General features: G+C 46.6%; 21 protein-coding genes. All 21 read right to left on the bottom strand.

Features of this window, described 5'->3' with window-relative positions; translation table 11 throughout:
* Positions 1–61: 61 nt before the first annotated feature.
* On the bottom strand, positions 62–892 hold the full coding sequence (gene sleB, locus MHH93_RS23095; RefSeq protein ID WP_500055932.1) for a spore cortex-lytic enzyme: 831 nt from the start codon (positions 890–892) through the stop codon (positions 62–64).
* A gap of 188 nt (positions 893–1,080) precedes the next feature.
* Positions 1,081–3,819 carry an FtsK/SpoIIIE family DNA translocase gene (locus tag MHH93_RS23090; RefSeq protein WP_500055931.1) on the bottom strand — a complete coding sequence of 913 codons (2,739 nt, stop codon included), beginning with the start codon at positions 3,817–3,819 and terminating at the stop codon, positions 1,081–1,083.
* Between the two features lie 90 nt (positions 3,820–3,909).
* Positions 3,910–4,140: a YlzJ-like family protein gene (locus MHH93_RS23085; RefSeq protein WP_500055930.1), complete on the bottom strand. Its 231-nt coding sequence runs from the start codon at positions 4,138–4,140 to the stop codon at positions 3,910–3,912.
* The gene (locus MHH93_RS23080; protein ID WP_339241658.1) at positions 4,137–4,910 is read right to left on the bottom strand and encodes a ClpP family protease; all 774 of its coding nucleotides are present in this window, start codon (positions 4,908–4,910) and stop codon (positions 4,137–4,139) included. The genes MHH93_RS23085 and MHH93_RS23080 overlap by 4 nt, the downstream gene beginning before the upstream one ends.
* A gap of 222 nt (positions 4,911–5,132) precedes the next feature.
* Positions 5,133–6,812: a ribonuclease J gene (locus MHH93_RS23075; RefSeq protein WP_500055929.1), complete on the bottom strand. Its 1,680-nt coding sequence runs from the start codon at positions 6,810–6,812 to the stop codon at positions 5,133–5,135.
* Between the two features lie 476 nt (positions 6,813–7,288).
* Positions 7,289–8,167 carry a 4-hydroxy-tetrahydrodipicolinate synthase gene (gene dapA, locus MHH93_RS23070; RefSeq protein ID WP_500055928.1) on the bottom strand — a complete coding sequence of 293 codons (879 nt, stop codon included), beginning with the start codon at positions 8,165–8,167 and terminating at the stop codon, positions 7,289–7,291.
* 47 nt (positions 8,168–8,214) lie between these two features.
* Positions 8,215–9,432, bottom strand: coding sequence for an aspartate kinase (gene dapG, locus MHH93_RS23065; protein ID WP_500055927.1), 1,218 nt, complete (start codon positions 9,430–9,432; stop codon positions 8,215–8,217).
* Positions 9,433–9,724: 292 nt separating this feature from the next.
* Positions 9,725–10,321, bottom strand: coding sequence for a dipicolinate synthase subunit B (locus MHH93_RS23060; RefSeq protein WP_062833836.1), 597 nt, complete (start codon positions 10,319–10,321; stop codon positions 9,725–9,727).
* The gene (dpsA, locus tag MHH93_RS23055; protein ID WP_500055926.1) at positions 10,318–11,217 is read right to left on the bottom strand and encodes a dipicolinate synthase subunit DpsA; all 900 of its coding nucleotides are present in this window, start codon (positions 11,215–11,217) and stop codon (positions 10,318–10,320) included. The genes MHH93_RS23060 and dpsA overlap by 4 nt, the downstream gene beginning before the upstream one ends.
* A gap of 157 nt (positions 11,218–11,374) precedes the next feature.
* On the bottom strand, positions 11,375–11,821 hold the full coding sequence (dut, locus tag MHH93_RS23050; protein WP_339241652.1) for a dUTP diphosphatase: 447 nt from the start codon (positions 11,819–11,821) through the stop codon (positions 11,375–11,377).
* Entirely contained in the window at positions 11,781–13,064 is a 1,284-nt protein-coding gene (locus MHH93_RS23045; protein ID WP_076326816.1) for a M16 family metallopeptidase, read from the bottom strand. Before MHH93_RS23045 ends, dut begins: the two co-directional genes overlap by 41 nt.
* Positions 13,065–13,163: 99 nt before the next feature.
* Positions 13,164–14,159 (bottom strand): polysaccharide deacetylase family protein, encoded by a 996-nt coding sequence (locus MHH93_RS23040; RefSeq protein WP_500055925.1) that lies wholly within the window; start codon positions 14,157–14,159, stop codon positions 13,164–13,166.
* Between the two features lie 177 nt (positions 14,160–14,336).
* Positions 14,337–16,439: a polyribonucleotide nucleotidyltransferase gene (gene pnp, locus MHH93_RS23035; RefSeq protein WP_500055924.1), complete on the bottom strand. Its 2,103-nt coding sequence runs from the start codon at positions 16,437–16,439 to the stop codon at positions 14,337–14,339.
* Between the two features lie 259 nt (positions 16,440–16,698).
* On the bottom strand, positions 16,699–16,968 hold the full coding sequence (rpsO, locus tag MHH93_RS23030) for a 30S ribosomal protein S15 (RefSeq protein ID WP_056700672.1): 270 nt from the start codon (positions 16,966–16,968) through the stop codon (positions 16,699–16,701).
* A 159-nt stretch (positions 16,969–17,127) separates the two neighbouring features.
* Complete coding sequence (locus MHH93_RS23025; RefSeq protein ID WP_500055923.1) at positions 17,128–18,072, bottom strand: bifunctional riboflavin kinase/FAD synthetase; 945 nt, start codon at positions 18,070–18,072, stop codon at positions 17,128–17,130.
* A 64-nt stretch (positions 18,073–18,136) separates the two neighbouring features.
* The gene (gene truB / locus MHH93_RS23020) at positions 18,137–19,060 is read right to left on the bottom strand and encodes a tRNA pseudouridine(55) synthase TruB (protein ID WP_500055922.1); all 924 of its coding nucleotides are present in this window, start codon (positions 19,058–19,060) and stop codon (positions 18,137–18,139) included.
* Positions 19,054–20,031 (bottom strand): DHH family phosphoesterase, encoded by a 978-nt coding sequence (locus MHH93_RS23015; protein ID WP_500055921.1) that lies wholly within the window; start codon positions 20,029–20,031, stop codon positions 19,054–19,056. The genes truB and MHH93_RS23015 overlap by 7 nt, the downstream gene beginning before the upstream one ends.
* 19 nt (positions 20,032–20,050) lie before the next feature.
* Complete coding sequence (rbfA, locus tag MHH93_RS23010; protein WP_062833829.1) at positions 20,051–20,410, bottom strand: 30S ribosome-binding factor RbfA; 360 nt, start codon at positions 20,408–20,410, stop codon at positions 20,051–20,053.
* 25 nt (positions 20,411–20,435) lie between these two features.
* A complete protein-coding gene (gene infB / locus MHH93_RS23005; RefSeq protein WP_500055920.1) occupies positions 20,436–23,027 on the bottom strand; it encodes a translation initiation factor IF-2 in 2,592 nt (863 codons plus the stop codon).
* Positions 23,020–23,349 (bottom strand): L7Ae/L30e/S12e/Gadd45 family ribosomal protein, encoded by a 330-nt coding sequence (locus tag MHH93_RS23000; RefSeq protein WP_017689142.1) that lies wholly within the window; start codon positions 23,347–23,349, stop codon positions 23,020–23,022. The genes infB and MHH93_RS23000 overlap by 8 nt, the downstream gene beginning before the upstream one ends.
* Positions 23,342–23,647 carry an RNase P modulator RnpM gene (rnpM, locus tag MHH93_RS22995; protein ID WP_249911082.1) on the bottom strand — a complete coding sequence of 102 codons (306 nt, stop codon included), beginning with the start codon at positions 23,645–23,647 and terminating at the stop codon, positions 23,342–23,344. The genes MHH93_RS23000 and rnpM overlap by 8 nt, the downstream gene beginning before the upstream one ends.
* Between the last annotated feature and the right edge of the window lie 16 nt (positions 23,648–23,663).

Raw genomic sequence — 23,663 nt, 5'->3', positions numbered from 1 at the left:
TTAACCCATTCAAAAGGCAAGAAGCAACCGAAGTCACGCCTTCTGGTTGCTTCCAACATCATTACATACAAAAAATATGTTGCCCGATTGTTTTCACCTGTGGACGGGTCCAGATCCATTTGGATGTTGCTGTCTTTGGATTAAAATAATAGAGACAACCGCCGGACGGGTCCCAGCCATTCAGGGCCTGCTCCACTGCCTTTTTGGCTTGTGCGTTTGGTTCCAGATAGATTTGTCCATCCGCTACAGCCGTAAATGCACCTGGTTGAAAAATTACGCCTGAGGGTGTACTCGGAAAACTTGGTGATTTTACGCGATTCAGAATGACTGCCGCTACTGCGACTTGACCTTCAAATGGTTCACCCCGGGCTTCACCATATACAGCGTTAGCCATAATCTTCAGTTCATTCTCGGAGAGACCGAGTGCATTGGCAGATCCCATATTGTCTTGCTCTTTATCTGCCGTATTGTTGCTGCTTCCTCCACTCCCACCTGAGGATTCCTTGTGTAGCGGCGGTTCTGTTGGCGACCATTTGGTTGACGCATTGTACAGCTTGAGTTTGGTTTCAGCTCCTACCACACCATCTGCCTTCATGCCAAACTCGGATTGAAACCATTTGACGGATTTCAGTGTGCTGCTACCAAAATTACTGTCAATTTTACCATTGTAAAATCCCAGGTACTTCAGACGTCCCTGAAGCTCATATACATCCTGACCATAACTTCCATATTTCACTGTATTGCTGCTAAACGTAGGCAAGGCCTTTTCTTCTACCTGCGGTGTACGCTCGGCTGAACTTTCAGTTGCTGTATTCCCAGGAAGCAAATAACGGATTCCCAATGCGGATATCAGCAAAATAGCAGTGAAAAGCCATAGGTTCATTTTTCGCATCGACTGTGCTCTACCTTTCTCTTGTGGGATTAACAGAATCGCTAAGGTTATTATGACAAGCCTGCTTGTTTCCTATGCACCAAATCATCCGATCTTTGGAGTAGATGGCAAAACTTCAGTCTACTGAGGCAGCAAAAAGCCCTCAACCAATAAGGTTGAGGGCTTAAACGACCCGTGCTTCCAAGTCACTACGAGCTTATTTTATTCTGTTGATACTGTTCAAGTGAAACCAGCACTTCCCTTGGTTTACTACCCTCGTAAGGACCGATTACACCCCGAGCTTCCATGGAGTCAATTAAACGAGCTGCACGGGTGTAACCAACCCGCATACGACGTTGCAACAGAGAGACCGAAGCTTGTTTTGCCTCCAGAATAATCTGTACAGCTTGCTCATATAGCTCATCCTGTACTTCATCTGCTGCCTGAATGGAATCATCCACTTCAGGTACAATGGACTCATCATACTGCGCTTCACCTTGACCACGTACGTAGTTTACAATATTCTCGACTTCTTCATCGCTCATAAATGCACCTTGTACCCGAACCGGTTTGGATGCACCCATTGGCATGAACAACATGTCTCCACGACCCAACAGCTTCTCTGCTCCACCCATATCCAGAATCGTTCGGGAATCCACTTGTGAGGATACGCCGAAGGCAATTCGCGATGGAATGTTAGCCTTGATTACCCCGGTAATAACGTCAACAGAAGGACGTTGTGTGGCAATAATCAGATGGATGCCGGCTGCACGGGCCATCTGAGCAAGGCGCGCAATGGCATCCTCGACATCTCCGGCTGCAACCATCATGAGATCTGCAAGCTCATCCACAATGACAACGATGTAAGGCAAAACAGCCGCAGGATTATCTTTCATCAGATTATTGTAGCCCTCAACGTTACGCGTGCCTGATTTGGAGAACAGTTCATATCGTTTCTCCATCTCCACCACAATCTTTTTGAGCGCAAGTGACGCTCGTTTAGGATCCGTTACTACTGGAGCCATCAGATGTGGAATGCCGTTATATACGTTCAACTCAACCATTTTTGGATCTACCATCAGAAACTTCACTTCATCCGGCTTTGCTTTGTACAATATGCTGGTAATAATGCCGTTAATACACACGGACTTACCGGAACCTGTCGCACCCGCGACCAGCAAATGGGGCATACGAGCCAAGTTACCAATGATTGTCTGTCCGGAGATATCTCGGCCAAATGCAATGGTCACTTTCGATTCTGCATCCTGGAAGGTTGCTGTCTCCATTACTTCACGCATCGTTACAACCGACACCTCGCCATTAGGTACCTCGATACCTATAGCGGACTTCCCGGGAATCGGCGCTTCCATCCGAATATCTTTTGCAGCCAGAGCCAACGCGATGTCATCAGTCAGGCTGACAATCCTGCTGACCTTGACTCCAATATCAGGCTGAATTTCATACCTTGTAACAGCAGGACCCCGAACCACTTCAAGTACTTTGGCACGAACACCGAAGCTTTCCAGTGTAGCTTCTAGCTTACGCGCTGTCTGCATATAATCCTTCTGGTCGCCCGCCTTACCCGCATTGTTAGGCTTGGCAAGAAGACGGAAGGATGGCAGCTTGTACGGCTTAGGAGGAGGCGGTGGTGGTTTCACTGGTTGTGTGTCCTGCCCTTCAGGAGTCGGAGTATCCGTTCCCAACATTGCATCATTAGGCATTTCTTCTCCAGTCTGAAGCCCATCCTCAGCATTCAGCTCGTTCATACCTGCACCGGATGCTGACCACTCTGTCTCTACCAGTTCATCCGTTATTTTAATGTCATGTTCGCCCTGCTGAACTACGTTTGGATCAGCGAGATCATCAGGGAATGGATAAGCATCGTCCAGATCATCTTCAATGCTTGCATCTTCGGCTCTGACATGCTCGAAAAAGTCTCGAATGATTGGCGCCGAGTTAGGTTTAGCCTGAACAGGAACAGGTGATGAAGCTGATTTGTTCAATGCGTCTTCGGTTGCATCCTGCCACGCTCCTGCATTGTGATCTTGTTCGGCACGGTATACAACCTGTTCTGTTTCTGCAGAATCGACCTCATCCATTTCACGTCCTGATGTCGCCTGTTCTCGATTAGCTCCCCATTTTCCGAAAAGTTGGAAGAATATTGGTGCTTTTCGTTTTGGCAGATGCTGTTCCTCTAATTCATCCTCATACTCGTCTTCATCATCTTCAACAGGAACAGGTACCACTTTACGAGCGTTACCTTTTTTCCTTCCATCAGAAGTTACAGCTGAGCGTGCAGAAGCCCGAGATTCCATCTTCTTGTACATCGAACTCCCGGCATCCCAAATCTTTGTTCGGAATATTCGAATCAGGTCCACATAAGATAGACTCGTAATCAGCATAAAACTGATGACAAACATGACAATCATGATAAGTCTCGCACCAAGGCTGCCGAACAGCCACAGGAAAAGAGCAAATTGCCCAGCTCCGAGATAACCACCGCTGATATCCTTGTTAAGCATAGAGTCTCTCTCCCCTGGTGCAGCGGGGGTTAGCAACTCGGTTTGCATATCATTATGTACCTGTGTAATCACAGCACCAGGCTCAAGCGCACCTACCGGAATGAGCTTCTGGTGCATTGCAGAGACGGTACTCATCAGGGTTAAAGCAAAGACCAACAATACCAGTCCTGTTTTGCGTGTGGTCCAGCCACTCGGCCATTTCCGGTGAATCATCACCATGAGACCATAATAAATACCAACAAGCGGAATCGCAAAATAAAACTTACCAAGTATCAACCCGAACATCTTGGAAAGCGAACGTCCAACGGTGGCTTCACCCGATAATGCAATGACAGCAAGGGTAATCAGCACAATCCCGTAAATTTCGTATTTTAAAACGCCACTAAAACCAGCGCCCTTTTTTTTCCTCTTTTTTCTTCTGGCCAAAATCAGGTCACCCCCAGAAGAATATTATACCATACATATATATTCCGTACATATGTTCTTTTTCTGCTCAATTTGTCTGAATTCGTCGCGTTATGCTGATCCCAAGTTACCTGAAAGCGGAACGGTCGAACCGGGCATATTACCAGGATCGAGATAGGCTTCAAGTGGACAATCCAGCAACCGTACAATAACGGCTTCATTATCATTAACAGGCCTCACCTGCATCAATAAACCATTCATCTTGATTTCCCTAGTATCTTCGCCCTCTTTCCACATTCCCGACCAAAGCTGTTCAGGCGGCATCACTGTATACAACGTCATTGGGTATAACCTCCCGCTTGCAGCGTCTGCCTCTTGTCTCCTATGAGCTGATTTAACTGAGCAATAGCTTGTCCAATTCCGCCTACTGCATCCATCAATCCATATTTCACTGCATCCGCGCTTCCTACAGCTGTGCCGATGTCCCGGTTCAACTCACCGGTCTTAAACATCAGTTCTTTGAACATCTCTTCCGAGATATTCGAATGAGAAGTCACGAACCGTACAACCCGCTCCTGCATTTTCTCCATATACTCAAACGTCTGAGGTACACCAATGACAAGGCCGTTCATCCGTATGGGATGGATTGTCATCGTTGCACTTCCGGCAATCAGGGAATACGTTGAAGCTACAGCAATCGGCACTCCAATGCTATGTCCGCCTCCAATGACCACAGTGACCGTAGGTTTGCTTAGAGAAGCAATCATCTCTGCAATGGCCAGACCGGCCTCTACATCTCCACCTACCGTATTCAAAATGATCAGTATACCTTCAATACGCTGATTCTGCTCTGCAGCCACCAGCTGTGGAATGATATGCTCATACTTTGTTGTTTTATTTTGTGGCGGCAAAATCAGATGCCCTTCGACCTGTCCAATAATGGTCATACAGAAAATATTTGATTCACCTGCCGGCGACTGTGTCTGCCCGAATTGCTGAATCGTCTCTGTCACGGGCGAGATGTTCTTGTCCTCTTGAATCGGAATCTCTGGCGCTTCAACTTCCGGCTGATTGGATTTTGATGCCTGCTTGCCATTCATACGTTCATTCATTTCTTTAATCCCCTTCTCCAGAAACATTTAATGTATTCCTTAGTATGGGGAATTTTCCAGCTGCCTTATACCCGCTTCATCTAAATTGCTTCACATATTGATTCTATTGCCAATCTTCCTGAAAAACGCAAAAAAAGCCCCTTCTCTACGAGGAACCGTCCAATATTACTCGTAGAGAAGGGGCGACTGTGTGCCTGAATATATGTTTTTGTTTCGCCTATTTTAAACTTCCATAATGATTGGCAAAATCATCGGTCTACGACGAGTTTGCTCATACAGGAAGCGGCCCAATGCATCTTTAACATTCGTTTTGAGTGAAGCCCACTCATTAACGTTCTCACTCATCAACTTCTGCAATGTGCTGCTAACGATCCGGTTGGCCTCATCAAGAAGTCCTTCCGATTCACGTACATATACAAATCCGCGAGAGATGATGTCAGGACCGGAAACAATTTTTCCATCCTGTTTGCTCAATGTTACCACGACAACAAGGATACCATCTTGTGACAACAATTTGCGGTCACGCAGTACAATGTTACCCACATCGCCTACACCCAAGCCATCGATCAACACGTTACCTGCAGTGACTTTACCTGCTCTACGTGCTGATCCACCTTGAATTTCAATCACTTCACCGATATCCGTGATAAAAATGTTTTCCGGCTCTACGCCTACAGATTCAGCAAGAACCGCGTGGCGGCGCTGCATACGGAATTCACCGTGAATTGGCAAGAAGAATTTCGGTTTCATCAGGTTGAGCATCAGTTTCAGTTCTTCCTGGCTACCGTGACCAGATACGTGAACACCACTGTTAGCACCGCTGTAATGCACGTTAGCGCCCAGACGGAACAGTTCATCAATCGTACGGCCTACATATTTTTCATTACCTGGAACCGGAGTAGCTGCGATAATGACAGTGTCGCCTGGCAGGATGTCCACTTTACGGTGTGTGGAACGAGCCATACGTGTCAATGCCGACATCGGCTCTCCTTGACTTCCTGTGCAGAGAATCACGACACGATCAGCAGCCATCTTGCCTACTTCTTCAGGTTCAATGATCATGCCATCTGGAATCTCAAGGTAACCCAGTTCTGAAGCAATACCCACTACATTCACCATGCTACGTCCGATAACTGCAACTTTACGTCCAGTCACTTCTGCTGCATTGATGACCTGTTGGATACGGTGTACATTGGAGGCAAATGTCGCTACAACAACACGTTGACTCGCTTTACGGAAGATATCTTCCAGAACGATACCCACATTTTTCTCCGATGGTGTGAATCCAGGTTTCTCAGCGTTCGTACTGTCTGACAACAGCGCTAGCACGCCATTTGTTCCGATCTGTGCCATACGCTGAAGATCTGCATATTGACCATTGACCGGAGTATGGTCGAATTTGAAGTCACCTGTGTGAACAACTGCACCTTCCGGTGTTTCGATACATACACCAACAGAATCCGGAATACTATGGTTAGTAGCGAAGAACGATGCTTTCAATGCAGTTCCAAGTTCAATCTCGGAATCCGCATCAATCAGAATACGTTTTGTTTCACCCAGCAAGTTCGCTTCTTTCAACTTGTTTTCTACAAGTCCAAGCGTCAGTCTTGTTCCGTATACAGGAACATTCAAATGTTTGAGGACATATGGCAGACCACCAATGTGATCCTCATGTCCGTGAGTAAGGATAATACCTCTTACTTTGTCACGGTTCTCAGTCAGGTAAGAAATGTCAGGGATGACAATATCAATACCAAGCATATCTTCTTCAGGGAATTTAAGACCAGCATCTACGACTACAATGTCGTTGGCGTATTGGATGACGTACATATTTTTACCAATCTCGCCTACGCCGCCCAAAGCAAAAATCATCAGTTTATCGTTATTATTTTTCTTAGACAAATGAATCTAAACCTCCTATGGTAGTTGGACGTCGTACCTTATTATTTATTGTAAGTTAAGAAAAGTAGTCCATACATCACATACCCATCTATCGGGATGAATGCAAAAGAACACCTTTATTCGCGATATTTGGAAGAAGTTCTTCGAAGTTATTCCCTTTTACCAACAAGTTGGATTTGAAAATTACCTCTTAGCCGTTCCTTCCTTTTTCACCGCAAAGCCACACCACGAAACGATGTCGCTTTCAATTTCAAAAAAATACCGCACCCAGTCACTTGACATCATTATACATGATTAAAAACAAAAAAAACAAGTCACTCTCTCGTTAACCTGTAGGTTTCCCCTTAGCAATGGAAAAGAAACCTCACATTACTCGTAAAAAAAGAACCGCAACCTCTAATACGAGGAGCGGTTCTTTATCTGATCTGATGAAATTTTCATGATTAATAAAATAATTCCATTTGCAACCTAAATGATTACAAATTAAGCAGACCTTTGATATACACCTGTTCCTCTTCCGTTGGCGGAATAAGGGGCAAGCGGACAGATCCAACGTTCAAACCACGCAATGTCAGCGCGTATTTCACCGCTACCGGGTTTGGTAGAGGTTGAGGACATTCAAACAGACCTTTAAACACAGGGAACAGCTGCTGATGAATCTGAGCAGCCTGAAGAGGTGCTCCGCCATAGAAAGCATCAATCATTTTCTTCATTTCTGCGCCTACGACATGACTGGCCACACTGACAATTCCATGTGCTCCAACGGCAATCGCTGGTAAACCTGAAGCATCATCACCGGAGTACACTCTGAAATGTTCTGGAGCACTTGCTGCAATTAGCGTTACCTGCTCCATAGATGCACATTCCTTCGTAGCGACGATATTCGGAATCTGTGCAAGACGAAGCGTTGTTGCGGCTGACAGGCTGGTTACTGTACGTCCAGGCACGTTGTACAGCATAATAGGCAGCTTGGTAGAGCCTGCAATCGCTTCAAAATGTTTGAACAAACCCTCTTGGCTTGGTTTGTTGTAATAAGGAACAACCAACAATATGCCATCCACTCCGGCACGTTCAGCTTCCTGTGTCAAATGGATGGAATGTGCCGTGTTGTTGCTTCCCGTTCCGGCTATAATTTTGCACCGGCCGGCCGCATGTTTCACTGCAAATTCGAATAATTGAACTTTCTCAGTATCACTAAGTGTTGGAGACTCCCCTGTTGTTCCGGAAACCACGAGCGTCTCCGACTTTTGATCTACAATCAGATAGTCGATTAGACGTGCCGTTTCCTCCCAATGAATCTCTCCTTGTTCATTGAACGGAGTGACCATTGCTGTAATCAATCTTCCAAAGTCCAATTCGATTCCTCCTTCAAAACAGGTTTGGCTCCTCTAACTTCAGTTATTTACAAATGAAGTTCGAATGAGGCGTGAAGTGCCCTCAGGGCCTGAACCATATCTTCTTTTTTTACGAGTACCCAGATCGTTGTATTCGAATCTGCCGATTGCAGGATCTGAATGTCAGCCAGTGTCAAGGACTCGACGATCCGAGCCATAATTCCAGGTACACCATTAATGCCTCCGCCAATGACGGACACTTTAGCACAACCGGACAGGCTTTGTGGCTTGAGACCTATCTCCTGCAATACCTCTATGGCTTTCTCGGAATCACTGTCAAAAACCGTATAGACAACTCCCGAGGGGGTAACATTAATAAAATCAACGCTGATCGAATTCTCAGCCATGGTTTTGAACACTTTTAGTTGCAATCGATCTGCACCACCAGGCACATCCACCGTAATTTGCGTTACATTGCTTACGTAGGCGATGCCTGTTACATAACGGTCAACAATGCCTGTCTGTACATCCCGAAAACCTTCTGGATGCGTAACCAGGGTTCCTTCCGTGTCTGCAAAAGTGGATCTTACCCTCACCGGAATCTGGGATTGCATGGCAATCTCGACCGCACGTGGATGGATTACCTTGGCCCCGTGGTGGGCCATATTACAGATTTCAGCATAACTCACAACAGTCAGTGGACGCGCATCCTCAACAATTCGTGGATCGGCAGTGAGTATCCCGTTCACATCGGTGTAGATATCCACCATTTCAGCCCGTAATGCTGCACCAAGAGCTGTCGCAGACGTATCACTTCCCCCACGACCCAATGTCGTGAAGTCTCCATTCTCCGTCTGCCCCTGGAATCCGGTTACAATAACCACCCGGCCAAGCTGAAGCTGCTCCAACACACGAACAGGACGGACATCCAATATCCGGGCATTCCCGAAATTGTCGTCCGTCACAAAACCTGCTTGTGCACCGGTCAGCACTGTAGTTGGAATGCCTTCGTGTTCGAGTAAACTGCTCAAAGTCGTCGCAGATATGATTTCACCACAGCACAGCAGTAAATCCTTTTCGCGTGCGGATAGTGCGTTTCCGTTCTGTGCAGCCCAGTCCAGCAATGTATCGGTCGCATATGGCTCGCCGCGGCGCCCCATTGCAGACACAACAATGACTAGACTCAATCCTGCCTCAAGTTCACGTTTAACGTGACGGAGCACATGCTCTCTCGCCTGAACAGTGGAGAGAGACGTGCCTCCGAATTTCTGTACCATGATACGCATCTTTATTCCTCCATTTGTGTACGCAAGAAGACTGGACACGGGTCAAATCAACAAATGGATCACTCTAGGGAGCGTTCTGATGCGATTGTTATCGAGATCATGACGCAAACATTCACAATAGACCTCTCCCGCTTGCTTAACCTTTACTGCCCGCAAGCAGGAATGCCTTATAGACAGGAACGTGGACACAAGTAGCTGTTTAATCCAGCATATCGTCCCCCATGATTTTCTTTGTCTCTCAAACCCTTCATTTCTCCAAGCGCATAAACGTTGTCACCAAATTAATGATTTTTTAAGCTTGTGAAGAGCGCTCCACAATCATTGGCTGCAGCTGTTTGCCCTCAAGGGCACTCCAGCAAGCCTCTGGAATCAATTCCATTTTGGCGACTAACGAGTTTGGTTTCTTCACTGGATCGTCCTGCCCAAATGGCACAAAATACAAATATTTGGCCACGAGCAATTTGGCGATATTCGCAGCATTCAAGCCCAGACCGTCATTCGTGGAAATAGCAAGCACAAGTGGACGCTGATTGCGCATTTGCGCTTTGGCTGCCATTAGCACTGGACTGTCGGTCATCGCATTAGCCAGCTTGCTTGTTGTATTGCCTGTGCAAGGAGCAATTACCAGCACATCAAGCAGCTTGGAAGGCCCTAATGGCTCCGCTTCAACAATTGTAGAAATGATATCATTACCCGTTATATCTTTCAACTGTTTTTGCCAATTTTGCGCCGTACCGAAGCGTGTATCGGTTGTCAGAACCGAATTTGAAATAATCGGAATGACGTTGGCACCTTCAGCCACGAAGCGGCTAATAACCGGCATAACCTCTTCAAACGTACAATGAGAACCCGTAATTGCATAACCTACCGTTTTTCCCTGCCAGTTCATGATTTAACCTCCCGTGCGTTCTGTTCTTCCAAAAGCAAACGGATCAACGCGTCGGCAATAATGCCGCCAGCCGTTTTGGGAGCAACAATGCCGGGGAGGCCAGGCGCAAGTAGCGCTTTGATACCGCGTTTGTCGGCATACCTGAAATCACAGCCGCCAGGAGCGGATGCGAGGTCGATAATAACAGCCTTTTGCGGCATTCTGGACAGGATTTGTGCTGTGATTATCATAGTCGGTATCGTATTAAAAAGCAAGTCAACTTCCCCGGTTTGAGCGGCCAAATCCGTTGTCATGAAAGGCTTCCAGCCCATGATTGTAGCGCGAGCAGCATCCTCTTCTCGCCTGATTCCCACCCGTACATTTGCTCCAAGTCCCTGCAGTGTTTTGGCCATTGTGAATCCTGTTCGACCAATGCCCAGCACAATGCATTCCGAACCATGGATTGTGAAGTCCGTCTCCCGAATAGCTATGGCGATGGCTCCCTCAGCTGTTGGAATAGAATTGTAAAGTGCAATATCATCACGATCAAGTACTTCAACAAGTCGCAGCCCATTTTCAAGACAAAGTTCGCGCAAGAATGGCTTAGCCATACCTGTGAACACAATACAATGCTCCGGTAATGCTGCAATATGTTCCTTTTTCAAATAGATCGGTGTGTCACTGAATGAAGTACTTACTTTCCCTTGGTCATCGCAACCGACAACAGGCAGTACCAGTACATCTGCGGAAGCAAATACTTGGTTCTCCAATTCCTGGTGCTCGATCCCTGGAATGGAACGCTCTATTTTATCGAAACCCACCACACTTACCGTTGCATCCAGCTCAGCGCACTTTTGAATGACTTCAAGCTGCCGCGCATCTCCGCCCAGGACTACAATCCGGACTCCGGTCAGCATCGGGACGTCACTCCTTTCACCACATGTATGCCTTATCGTATGCAGGGGCCCACAGGGGGGTGAAAACAATAATTGCATTCCATCGTCCGTTTCTCAAATGTAAAAAAGAGCCGCCCCTGTCAGGGACGACTCTAAAGAATGGGTATATTTACGCGGTTTATTTCCCGGTATGACCAAATCCGCCTTCGCCACGTACCGTTTCTGAAAGTTCCGTCACTTCCGTCAATTCAACCGCAGGCACCGTCTGGAAGACGATCTGTGCGATGCGCTCTCCCCGTACAATCGTGAACGGTTCCTGACCCAGATTAATCAACAGCACTTTAACTTCTCCGCGATAGTCCGCATCAATGGTACCCGGTGTGTTGAGGCAGGTAATTCCATGTTTGAAAGCCAGTCCGCTCCGAGGACGAATCTGTGCTTCCAATCCAGCCGGCATTGCCATCGCAAGTCCGGTTGGAATCAGCGTACGCTGCCCCGGTTGCAATACAACATCTTCCTGAAGTGCAGCTACTACATCAAAGCCGGATGCCAGCTCCGACATTTTTTGTGGCAGCTTAATATCTTCATTGCCCGGCAGTTTCTGTATTTGAACGTAATGCAACAAAATCATCCCTTCTCAATCCAGCGATCGTCTTATCTGAAGCGCCAACCATGGCAAGTGCAAAAGGCTCAGCAAACATCAGATCAAGCACCGCGTTAATATCGTCCATGGTAACTTGCTCAATTTTGGTGATCATTTCATCGAGCGTATGGTGTCTACCCAGCATCAACTCGTTTTTACCCAGACGGTTCATGCGACTGCCTGTGCTTTCCAAGCTAAGAATCAGACTACCTTTCAGCTGCTCTTTTCCTTTGCGGAGTTCATCTTCGGACAAGCCATTTACAGCCAGGTCGCCCAGAACCTCTTTGGTGAGGTCGAGCACTTCTTTGGTCTGTTTCGGTGCTGTACCTGCGTATATCGTGAACAGTCCGCTGTCCGCATGAGAACTATGATAAGAATACACGGAGTATGCAAGTCCGCGTTTCTCACGAATTTCCTGGAACAGTCTGGAGCTCATGCCTCCACCAATGGCGTTATTCAGAACAACCATAGCGAATTGAAGCGGATCCCCGATTTTACAGCCCGGGAACGAGATACAGATATGATTCTGTTCCGTTTTCTTTTTGTGGAAGAGCTGTCCGCTTTGGAACGCCGGCATCGTAACTGCTTCTGTTACTCCATTGACATCAAAAGCACCAAAATGCTTCTCCATCAGATCAATTACACTGTCGTCAATATTACCCGCAATACTAATGACCGTGTTCTCAATCGTGTAGTGCTCCTTCATATATGCACGCAGATGGCTGGAATCCATCGCTTTGAGACGTTCTTCCGTACCCAGGATAGGATATGCGAGCGGATGCTCACCATAGGCAGCCAAGGCCATCAGATCATGAACCATATCATCAGGCGTATCTTCATACATTGAGATTTCTTCCAGAATGACGTTTTTCTCCTTGATCAATTCACCATCATCCATTTTGGAACGGAAAAACATATCAGATAACACATCAACGGCAATCGGTAAATGTTCATCCAATACTTTAGCATAATAACATGTGTATTCTTTGGAAGTGAACGCATTCACGTTACCACCAATCGCATCGAACTGTTCCGCAATCGCCTTGGCATCATAACGATCTGTTCCCTTGAATAACATATGTTCAATAAAATGTGATACTCCGTTACTTGCAGGTTGCTCATTACGCGAACCTGTCTTGACCCATATTCCGAAAGACACAGAACGGCAGGTCGGTATCTGTTCCATGACAACTCTGAGGCCATTGCCCAGCTGAATTTTTTTCATGGTTGGCCCTCCTACATCTCTATAATTGCCTTGATCTCAACCTTGAAATTGAAATCGACATTTGGTTCCAACTTTTTGATATTAACAAAAAAACACCGTTCACTCAACCGCAGACGTGTTTACACGTTCCGAAGACAACGTCTCACTTACCGTTCCGAGCACGAGACCTTTGGCCCGAATGGATTGAATCATACCCTTTAAAGATCCCGAAGAAGCAGCTGTGGGGTGCATTAGAATTAACGTGCCTGCCTCGGTATTTTTCGCAATTTTGGCAACAACGGCATCCGGGCTTGGTTTACGCCAATCCACAGTATCTACTGTCCATAACACGGTCTGCAGTCCCATGGAAGAAGCAATATCAACGGTCTTCTGATTAAAGTCACCTGAAGGCGGAGCAAACCAGCGATTCTCTACCCCCAGTGTTTTATGGAGCAGATCTTGGGTTTTACTAATTTCCAGCCTGGCCCGTTCTGCACTCAATCGACTCATATTAGGGTGAGAATATGCATGATTGGACAGCTCATGCCCTCGTTTCTGAATCTCCTTGGCCAGTTCAACGTTTTTGCTTAACCAACTTCCATCCAGAAAAAAAGTCGCCTTCACTTTCTCGGCATCCAGCGTATCCAGCATCGGTTTAATATATTCGTTCCCCCACGCGACATTAATCATAAAAGAAACCATCGGTTTGTTCGCATTCCCCCGATAGATTGGATGTGCACCCAAATCCTTAAGCTGGATCTCCGGCTCAATCTGACGGTAGACATAAGCAATTTTGGTATTCAACGTTCCACTCAGCGCCTTACGATATGTCGCCTCCACATCGATCTCCATGCCATTATAGCCAGGAATCGCTTTCCATACCCGATCCACTCTGGCATTCACCGGAGCAATTTTCGTTTCAGCTGCTTTATCCCGAATCGCCGACAACAGCGCATCTTCTCCCGTTGCTTCCCTGAACATGTCAAAAGCATTTTGCGTACCTGGCCCATCACGGATCTCCGTAATGTATGTACGTACACTGCCAACTTGTCCGATCAATATGACCGCAGTCACACCCGCCAGAACAGCCGCCAGCTTTTTGGATTGGTTTCCCACAGCTCCATCCTCCCGCCGTCTTTGTCCCCATCATATGAGGACAAGGGCAAGAATATGAATACTAAGCCATGGTTTCCTTCTTGTTTTTCGTATTTAAACGTTAAAAAAAGAGCCAGAAATTCACATTCTGTCTCTTCATTCAATCTATCCATTTATATAACCTGCTGCTTCGGTATCCTAGGATTGAGCCGGAGCTTCAGCAGTCAAAACCGCTTTACGGGACAAGTTGATTCGACCTTGTGGGTCAATTTCCGTTACTTTTACCGTAATGGAATCACCGATAGCTACAACATCTTCCACTTTGGCAACACGTTCTGTTGAGAGTTGTGAGATGTGTACCAGACCTTCTTTGTTCGGAAGTACTTCAACGAATGCACCGAATTTCTCAACGCGTTTTACTTTCCCGACATAAATCTCGCCGACCAATACTTCGCGCACAATACCTTCGATGATCGCTTTGGCTTTATCATTCATCTCCTGGTTGGAAGAAGCGATAAAGACACGTCCATCCTGTTCAATATCAATTTTAACACCGGTTTCTTCGATGATTTTATTGATAATTTTACCACCTGCACCGATCACATCACGGATTTTGTCCGGATTGATATGCATCGTTGTAATTTTAGGCGCATATTGTGATAACTGCTCACGTGGAGTTTTCAAAATTTCGTTCATTTTGCCCAAAATGTGCATACGACCTTCTTTGGCTTGCGCCAATGCATCAGACAAAATTTGACGATTAATACCAGCAATTTTAATGTCCATTTGAATCGCGGTTACACCTTCAGGTGTTCCTGCTACCTTGAAGTCCATGTCACCCAGGTGATCTTCCATACCCTGAATATCACTCAGAATGGATACATGATCACCATCTTTGATGAGACCCATAGCCACACCTGCAACCGGAGCTTTGATTGGAACACCTGCATCCATCATAGCTAAAGTGCTGGCACAGATACTTGCCTGAGATGATGAGCCGTTGGATTCCAGAACTTCAGATACCAAACGAATTGTGTATGGGAAATCCGTTTCGGAAGGGATTACTTTGGAAAGCGCACGCTCACCCAGAGCACCATGTCCGATTTCGCGACGGCCTGGAGCACGTAATGGACGAGCTTCACCTACGCTGAATGGTGGGAAGTTATAGTGATGCATGAAACGTTTTGTTTCTTCAAGGCTAATTCCGTCCAAAATCTGAACATCACCCAGTGCACCAAGTGTACAAACGCTAAGAGCTTGCGTTTGACCGCGCGTAAACAGTCCTGTACCATGTGCACGTGGTAGCAGAGATGTATCACATTCAATTGGACGAATTTCATCAAGTCCACGTCCATCCGGACGAACTTTATCATGCGTGATTAGACGGCGCACTTCTTCTTTGACGATATCGTGCAGCACTTCCTTCACGTCTTTGAACAATTCCGGACTTTCAATATATTTCTCTTCAAAGTGAGCAACGGTTTCGTCATTCACTACATCGATTGCATCTTGACGAGCATGCTTCTCGGCGATTTTAACCGCTTCGACCAGACGAGCGCTGGCGAATTCACGCACACTGCTGTTAACTTCAGCATTAACGGTACGCAACTTAACAGCCATTTTTTCTTTTCCAGCAACTTGCACAAGTTGTTCGATTACAGCAATAATATTTTGGATCTCATCATGTCCGAACATGATTGCTTCGAGCATCACTTCTTCCGGCACTTCGTTAGCTTCGGCCTCAACCATCATGATGGCATCCTTGGTTCCTGCAACGACTAGTTCAATATCACTGACTTCAAGCTGTGCAATCGTTGGGTTAATGATGAACTCGCCATCAATACGTCCCACTTTCACGCCACCAATCGGTCCGCTGAATGGAACATCCGAAATGCTCAATGCTGCTGATGTACCAATCATTGCAGCGATTTGTGGTTCGCAATCCTGATCCACACTCATAACAATATTCAGAACTTGTACATCATTCCGGAAGCCTTCCGGGAACAATGGACGAATTGGACGGTCTGTCAAACGGCTTGAGAGAATTGCTTTCTCACTCGGTCTGCCTTCACGTTTAATAAATCCACCCGGGATTTTACCTACGGCGTACAATCTTTCTTCATAGTTCACCGTTAATGGGAAAAAGTCCAGATCTTTCGGCTCACTTGATGCTGTTACGGTACACAATACAACGGTATCCCCGTATGTTACCTTAACGGCAGCATTAGCCTGCTTGGCCAAACGCCCGGTCTCAAGCGTAAGTTTTCTTCCACCAAGCTGCATTTCAACACGCTGTTCCATGAAACCCCTCCTTTTATTCGTTCCTAATTCAATGGATTCTGCATATTCACAGTATTTCCTGCTTGTCCTGCATTCATTAGCTATGTATGGATCTTTCAACATGCTAACCTGCACAACAAAAGCTCCTCACGGAGCCCCATCTACAAATATATGGCAACATGTTCATCTACAAAACAACCCGGCTGTAAGTTCCGCTTGTCCTTTTAGACAAAAGAATGACGGATAACAGCCAGGTTGGTTTTGAAAACATGTACGATAATTAACGACGCAATCCGAGTTTTTCGATCAGTGCGCTGTAACGTTTAACATCTTTGTTTTTCACGTAAGCCAAAAGCTTACGACGTTGACCTACCATTTTCAAAAGTCCACGACGTGAGTGGTGGTCTTTCTTATGCGTACGCAAGTGGTCTGTCAAACTTCTGATGTTTTCCGTAAGGATAGCAACTTGCACCTCTGGAGATCCTGTATCGGACTCGTGAGTTTTGTGCTCGTCGATCAGTTGTTGTTTACGTTCTTGAGTCAATGCCATCCTGTTCACCTCCTTCAATATAATCGCCATTAGCCTCGTCACCGCCGGTGAGAGCAAGCAACCAAGCCAAGGTTAATGTTGTCTCATTCGACAACGTAGTACAGTATATCATAATTGCCTAGTTAAAGTAAATGTAAACATGCATTTAATCCTGAGCCTTTAAAATAATAGGCGGCCAGCAGTTAATGCATCTTCACGAATCTGGCTAATCAATGCATCAATGGAGTCAAACTTTCGTTCTGCACGAATATAATGAACAAGCTCAATCTTTAGTTCCTGGTCATACAAGTGTCCATCAAAATCAAGCAGGTGCACTTCAAACGTAGGTTTCATCCCGCTTTCGTGAAACGTAGGTTTCACACCCAGATTCATTACGCCGTGCAATTCCTGTTCACCATACTGCACACGAACAGCGTAAACACCCTTAGACGGGGTAACGTAATGATCCGTGAGTTCAAGGTTGGCTGTAGGAAATCCAATCGTTCTTCCACGCTTCTCCCCGTGAATGACGGTTCCCCTGATGCTGTAAGGTCGGCCAAGCCACTGACTGGCCTCATCCATCTCCCCACGCTTCAACAGGCCACGAATGAGAGAGCTGCTCACTTTTTCACCATTTAACAAGAAAGGAGGAACGGTTTCCACCGTCATTTCTCCTTCTCCCAACGTACGAAGAAGCTGTTCATCCCCTGCACCCTTGTGACCAAAACGGAAGTCAAAACCCACCACCGCTGTTCGTGTCTGAAGCGGAATCAACAGATCGTGTACGAATTGTTGCGGCGTCAACCGTGAGAAATCTTCATTGAACTCCACCACATAGAGTACATCAACGCCCATACCTGCCAAGATGTCTTCTTTATCTCTCAAGGGAGTTAAATAACCCTCGTAATCCCCTTTGCGCATAACTTCCTTCGGATGTGGATGAAAGGTCATGACCGCTGCCTGCATGCCCGTTTCCCGGGCAATGCGGACAGCTGATAATATGACACTTGCATGTCCGAGATGCAGTCCGTCGAATTGACCAATCGCAAGCACTTGGGGAAGTGTACTCAGTTCAGTCGAATGTAACGTCTGCGGATAGGTTAGCATTACGGTTTTCACAATCATTCACCTGCATTTCACTAGATAGGCCAAGCTTGAGCATCACCACAACTCCAAGCCCGATACCTCTTTATTCCGGTAAAAAGACTTTAACTGCCCTCACCGTTGGTTTTAGTTCATCCCGTTCAAATATCCCCAGAAACGTACCATCCTGAGCATACAACCGCAACAAACCAGGTTGCTCTACAGGCGGTTCCAGCAGACGTGCAGACAGTTTTTGACCTTGAAGTGCTCCTTTTGCCTGTTCTTCTCCAACCTTATGGGCGGGAATCGAGTCAATAGCCTTGTCAACAGGAATTAGTGCCTCTGCCAAAGTCCCATCAGCCATCCGTTGCTCCACTTCTTCAATACGAAGACAATGATCTGCAGAGATACCTGCCGATATTGTACGTTCCAATCGAACCATGGTCGATGGATATCCGAGTTGTCGGCCGATGTCTACACACAATGTCCGAATATAGGTACCTTTTGAACACAATGCCCGGAAAGATATATCGGTCGTCTCGCCCTGAGTCTCAATCCCTGTAAGCTCAAGCTCATAGATTGTGACCTCACGGCTCTTGCGCTCTACCGTTTTCCCTTCACGAGCAAGCTCATAAAGTCGTTTGCCGTCAACTTTTACTGCAGAATACATGGGTGGTACCTGAGAGATCGTGCCCAGAAACTGCTCAAGCACCTGTTGAACCTGATCCTGTGTTACTTCCACCGGTGTTTCAGCACGCTCAATGACTTCCCCTGTCATATCCTCTGTGTCAGTAGACAGACCCAATCTAAGCGTAGCCAGATATTCCTTCGGAAGCTCCTGCATGTATTCTACCACACGTGTCGCTCGCCCAAGACAGAGCGGCAGGACGCCTGTAACTTGTGGGTCCAGTGTGCCTGTATGACCAATGCGCTTCATCTTGAGAATGCGACGCATCTTGGCTACAACATCATGAGAAGTAAATCCCGCCGGTTTATATACCGGAAGTACACCTTCAAATGGCTTTACCATTGTGAATTCACCTGCTTCAATACTTTTGCGACAATATCATCCAGTTTGCCTTCCAGTCGGCATCCAGCTGCGAGCACATGCCCGCCTCCGCCAAAGGTCTGTGCTAATGCAGCAACATCAATCTTGCCAGCTGAACGCAGAGAAACCTTGACCGCATTTTCGTTGATGACTTTGAAAAAGATACCAACTTCCACGCCTTGAATGTTGCGCGGATAGTTTACTACCCCTTCAAGATCTTCATTAGCTGCTCCGCAAGCTACCATATCATCCGGTGTAATAACAACCCAGGCTATCTTGCCATCCTCTGTCATCTGCAGGCTTGATAGTGCTTGATTCAAAATCCGCACTTGCGGAAGAGTCACCTGCTCCAACAAGGTCTGCGCGAGATAGGGTCCATCCACACCATGTTCAAGCAGTCTGGAGGCCGTTGTCATTACATTTGGACTGGTGTTGGCATAGCGGAACCCACCTGTATCCGTAAGTAAACCTGTATAAACTGCTGTCGCAACATCTTTATCCCATGTTATTTGGAACAGGTTAAGAAAATCGAACAAAATTTCAGCCGTTGCAGCAGCATCTGACTTAATGATGTTGACTGTACCATAACCGTCATTCGTAGGATGATGATCGATATTCAGAATTACAGCATCTTCTTCGAAATAATGACGCGTCAAACCTACTCTGGCAAAGTCTGCACAATCCACACAGATAACAGCTTTATATTTTCGCTGCGGTGGTTGTTCGGTCATGTTCACAATGCTGCCTGCTTCCCACAAAAATTGCATGCGATGCGGGATATCGCCTTCATTAATCATCGTGAATGTCTTACCCAGACATGACAGCAGCCAGCCCACCGTTACCGTCGAGCTGACTGCGTCACCGTCCGGCTGTACATGCGACACGACCAGGTAATCATCATGCTCCAGCAGAAATTGCTTTCCGGCCTGGAGCGCCTGTTCATAAGTGTGCATTGCCGTCTCCTCTATTCTGTTACTGGGATTCGTTCTTGTCGGAACCAATATCGCCAAGTAGCTTCTCAATTCGGCTACCATAAGCGATGGATTCGTCAATCTTGAATATCAACTCGGGAACATGACGAAACCGGATACGTTTGCCCAGCTCGGAACGCAAAAATCCATTTGCTTTTGCCAGTGCTTTGAGCGAATTATCTTTTTGTTCCTGTTCACCGAAGACACTCAGATAAACTTTGGCTTGCGACAAGTCTCCTGTCACTTCGACTCCCGTTACCGTAATAAAGCCGATACGTGGGTCCTTCAGTTCAGACTGGATGAGCAAACTCAATTCTTTCTTGATTTGCTCGCCCACTCTACCTGTACGAATCTTAGCCATTGTTGTTCACCTCATGCTTCCTTGCTTATCGTTGTACGGTCTCCATAATGAAGGCTTCAATAACGTCGCCTTCTTTGAGATCATTATATTTATCCAGTGTGATACCGCACTCATAGCCCTGGGCTACTTCTTTGGCATCATCTTTATAACGTTTCAGGGAATCCAGCTTACCTTCGTAAAGGACGATGCCGTCACGAATCAGGCGTGCTTCCGCAGAACGCGTAATTTTACCCGAGGTAACCATACAACCAGCGATGGTACCCACTTTACTGATGGAGAACGTGCTACGAACTTCAGCATGACCGATAACTTTTTCTTTATAGATCGGGTCAAGCATACCTTTCATTGCTTGTTCAATCTCTTCGATAACACTGTAGATCACGCGATGCAGACGAATGTCTACTTGCTCCTGATCTGCAGTTAGTTTCGCCTGGTTATCAGGACGAACGTTGAAACCAATCACGATGGCATTGGATGCTGCAGCCAAAATGATGTCGGACTCGGTGATTGCACCAGCGCCACTATGAATGATCTTCACGCGTACACCTTCAACTTCGATCTTCGCAAGGGAACCTTTCAATGCTTCAACCGAACCTTGTACGTCACCTTTGATGATTACGTTCAGATCTTTGATCTCGCCATCTTTGATGTGCTGGAACAGATCATCCAACGTTACGCGAGTATGTGTACCCAGATCGGATTCACGTTGCGTAATCGCACGTTTGTCAGCGATGGAACGCGCTTTGCGCTCATCTTCAAACACCATGAATGGATCTCCCGCACCTGGAACTTCAGTCAGACCTGTAATTTCTACAGGTGTCGAAGGTCCAACTTCTTTCAGTTTGCGACCTTTGTCATTGACCATCGCACGGACACGACCGAAGCAGTTACCTGCTACGAAAGCATCTCCGACTTTCAATGTACCGTGCTGTACGAGGATACGGGCAACTGGGCCACGTCCTTTATCCAGCTCGGCTTCAATCACTGTACCACGGGCACGTTTGTCCGGGTTCGCTTTGTATTCGTTCACTTCTGCAACGAGCAGAATCATTTCAAGCAGACCTTCCAGACCCATTCTTTGTTTAGCAGACACGTTAACAAAGATGGTGTCTCCGCCCCACTCTTCCGGAACGAGTTCATAGTTAGTCAATTCTTGTTTTACTTTATCCGGATCAGCACCCGGTTTGTCAATTTTATTGACAGCAACGATAATTGGAAGCCCAGCAGCTTTCGCGTGGTTAATCGCCTCAACTGTCTGTGGCATAACACCGTCATCCGCAGCTACCACAATAATTGTAATATCCGTAACCTGTGCTCCACGTGCACGCATCGCAGTAAACGCTTCGTGACCCGGAGTATCCAGGAACGTAATTTTTTTATTGTTGATTTCGACTTGGTATGCACCAATGTGCTGCGTGATTCCGCCTGCTTCGCCGCCTGTTACATTCGTTGAACGGATGGCATCAAGCAATGTCGTTTTACCATGGTCAACGTGCCCCATAATGGTTACTACTGGAGGACGGGACTGCAAATCTGCAGGATCATCATTCTCTTCCAGCGTTTCGAAACGATCATCTTCGAGCACAATCTTCACTTCAACCTCGACACCGAATTCACCTGAAAGCAGAAGGATCGTTTCGATATCAAGCTCTTGGTTGATTGTTGCCATAACACCCATAGCGATAAGTTTTTTGATAACTTCGGAAGCATCCTTATGGAGCAACTTCGCTGTTTCACCAACGGTCATAACACCACGAACGATGATTTTCTTAGGTGTGTTATCAATTTTCTCACGTTGTTGGTATTGTTGTTGATTTCTGTTGCGGTTGTTCTTGCCACCACGGTTACCACGGAAGTTACCGCCACGATTGTCATCATAACGACGTCCACCGCCACCGCTGTTCGAACGGTTGCCACTATTGTTGTTATTGCCAGTAGTACCACCTGGACCGCTTCTACGTTGGCCTTGTCCTTGGCTCTGACCTTGGCCACCACTACGGTTGCCGCCAGTGCCTGTATTACCACCGCTGTTAGGTCCTGAAGTTCTTACTTGACCGCCACCGCTGTTATTCGGACGTTGACCTTGACCCGATCCTTGCGGACGGGATGCAGTACTGCTTTGTCCTCCTTGAGCTGGTCTTGGACGGTTAGTTGATTGTCCTCCTTGGCTTGAGCCTTGGGAAGAGTTCGTTCTGTTGCGGCTGTCTTGGCCGCTGGGTCTTTGGGTGCCATTGTTATTGTTGGAATTTGGTCTATTGTTCATACCTACCTGCTTTTCCTGTTGTATTTTTGTTTGTACGGGACTACCGGATGTATTGCTGCTAATCGGCGTGTTCACTCCGCCGGCCGGCTTGTTGCTGTCCACTGGTTTGTCACTGCGTACTGCTGAAGTAGCAACTGGCTTTGCATCGTTGCCTTGTTTCGAGGCAGCAGTGGATTTTATATCTTTAAAAAATTGTTCCACCTTACCGACTGAACCATTCTCCATGACACTCATATGATTGTTTACGGGAATTTCCAGTTTTTTAAGAATGGTTATAATTTCTTTACTACTCATATTAAGGGACTTCGCATATTCATAAACTCGCAATTTATCCTTGTTTTCCTGTTTACTCAATATACTCCACCTCCGACATTATACCGACTTGCTTGGAGATCATTTTTGCAAACCCTCGATCCGTTACTGCAAGAACAACACGCGTGTCTTTACCGATACTCGAACCCAGACTATCGCGGTCAAATCCGATCAACAGAGGAACCTTATAAGTTCCACATTTATCGCGAAATTTCTTTTGTGTATTGGCTGAGGCGTCACCCGCAACAATAACCATTTTAGCTTCGGAAGAACGGATCGCTTTAAGTACAATTTCTTCACCTGTTACAAGTTTGCCCGCACGCATAGAGAGTCCAAGATAAGACAGCGTTTTAATATTAGTCATTTTCACGCTCCTGTGCTGCTTTGAATTCATCCTCAACTGCGATGAAATCAGCTGCTAATTGCTCGTAAATTTCAGGTGATACTTTGCCTTTTAACGCCCGATCCAAAGCCCGGTTTTTGAGTGCGAGCTTAAAACAGGACTCTTTGCCGCATAAATAGGCTCCACGTCCGGATTTTTTGCCAGTCAAATCGATCAGCACTTCATCCTCTGGCGTTTTAACGATGCGGATCAGCTGCTTTTTGGGCATCATTTCTTGGCATGCCACACATTTCCGCAGCGGCACTTTTTTTGGTTTCATACGTCAGCGCCCCCCG

Source organism: Priestia sp. FSL H7-0729 (genome assembly GCF_038005685.1).
In the GTDB taxonomy this organism is placed as follows: domain Bacteria; phylum Bacillota; class Bacilli; order Paenibacillales; family Paenibacillaceae; genus Paenibacillus.
The sequence above is the reverse complement of the archived record's forward strand: the minus strand, read 5'-3'. Positions and strand labels throughout refer to the sequence as shown.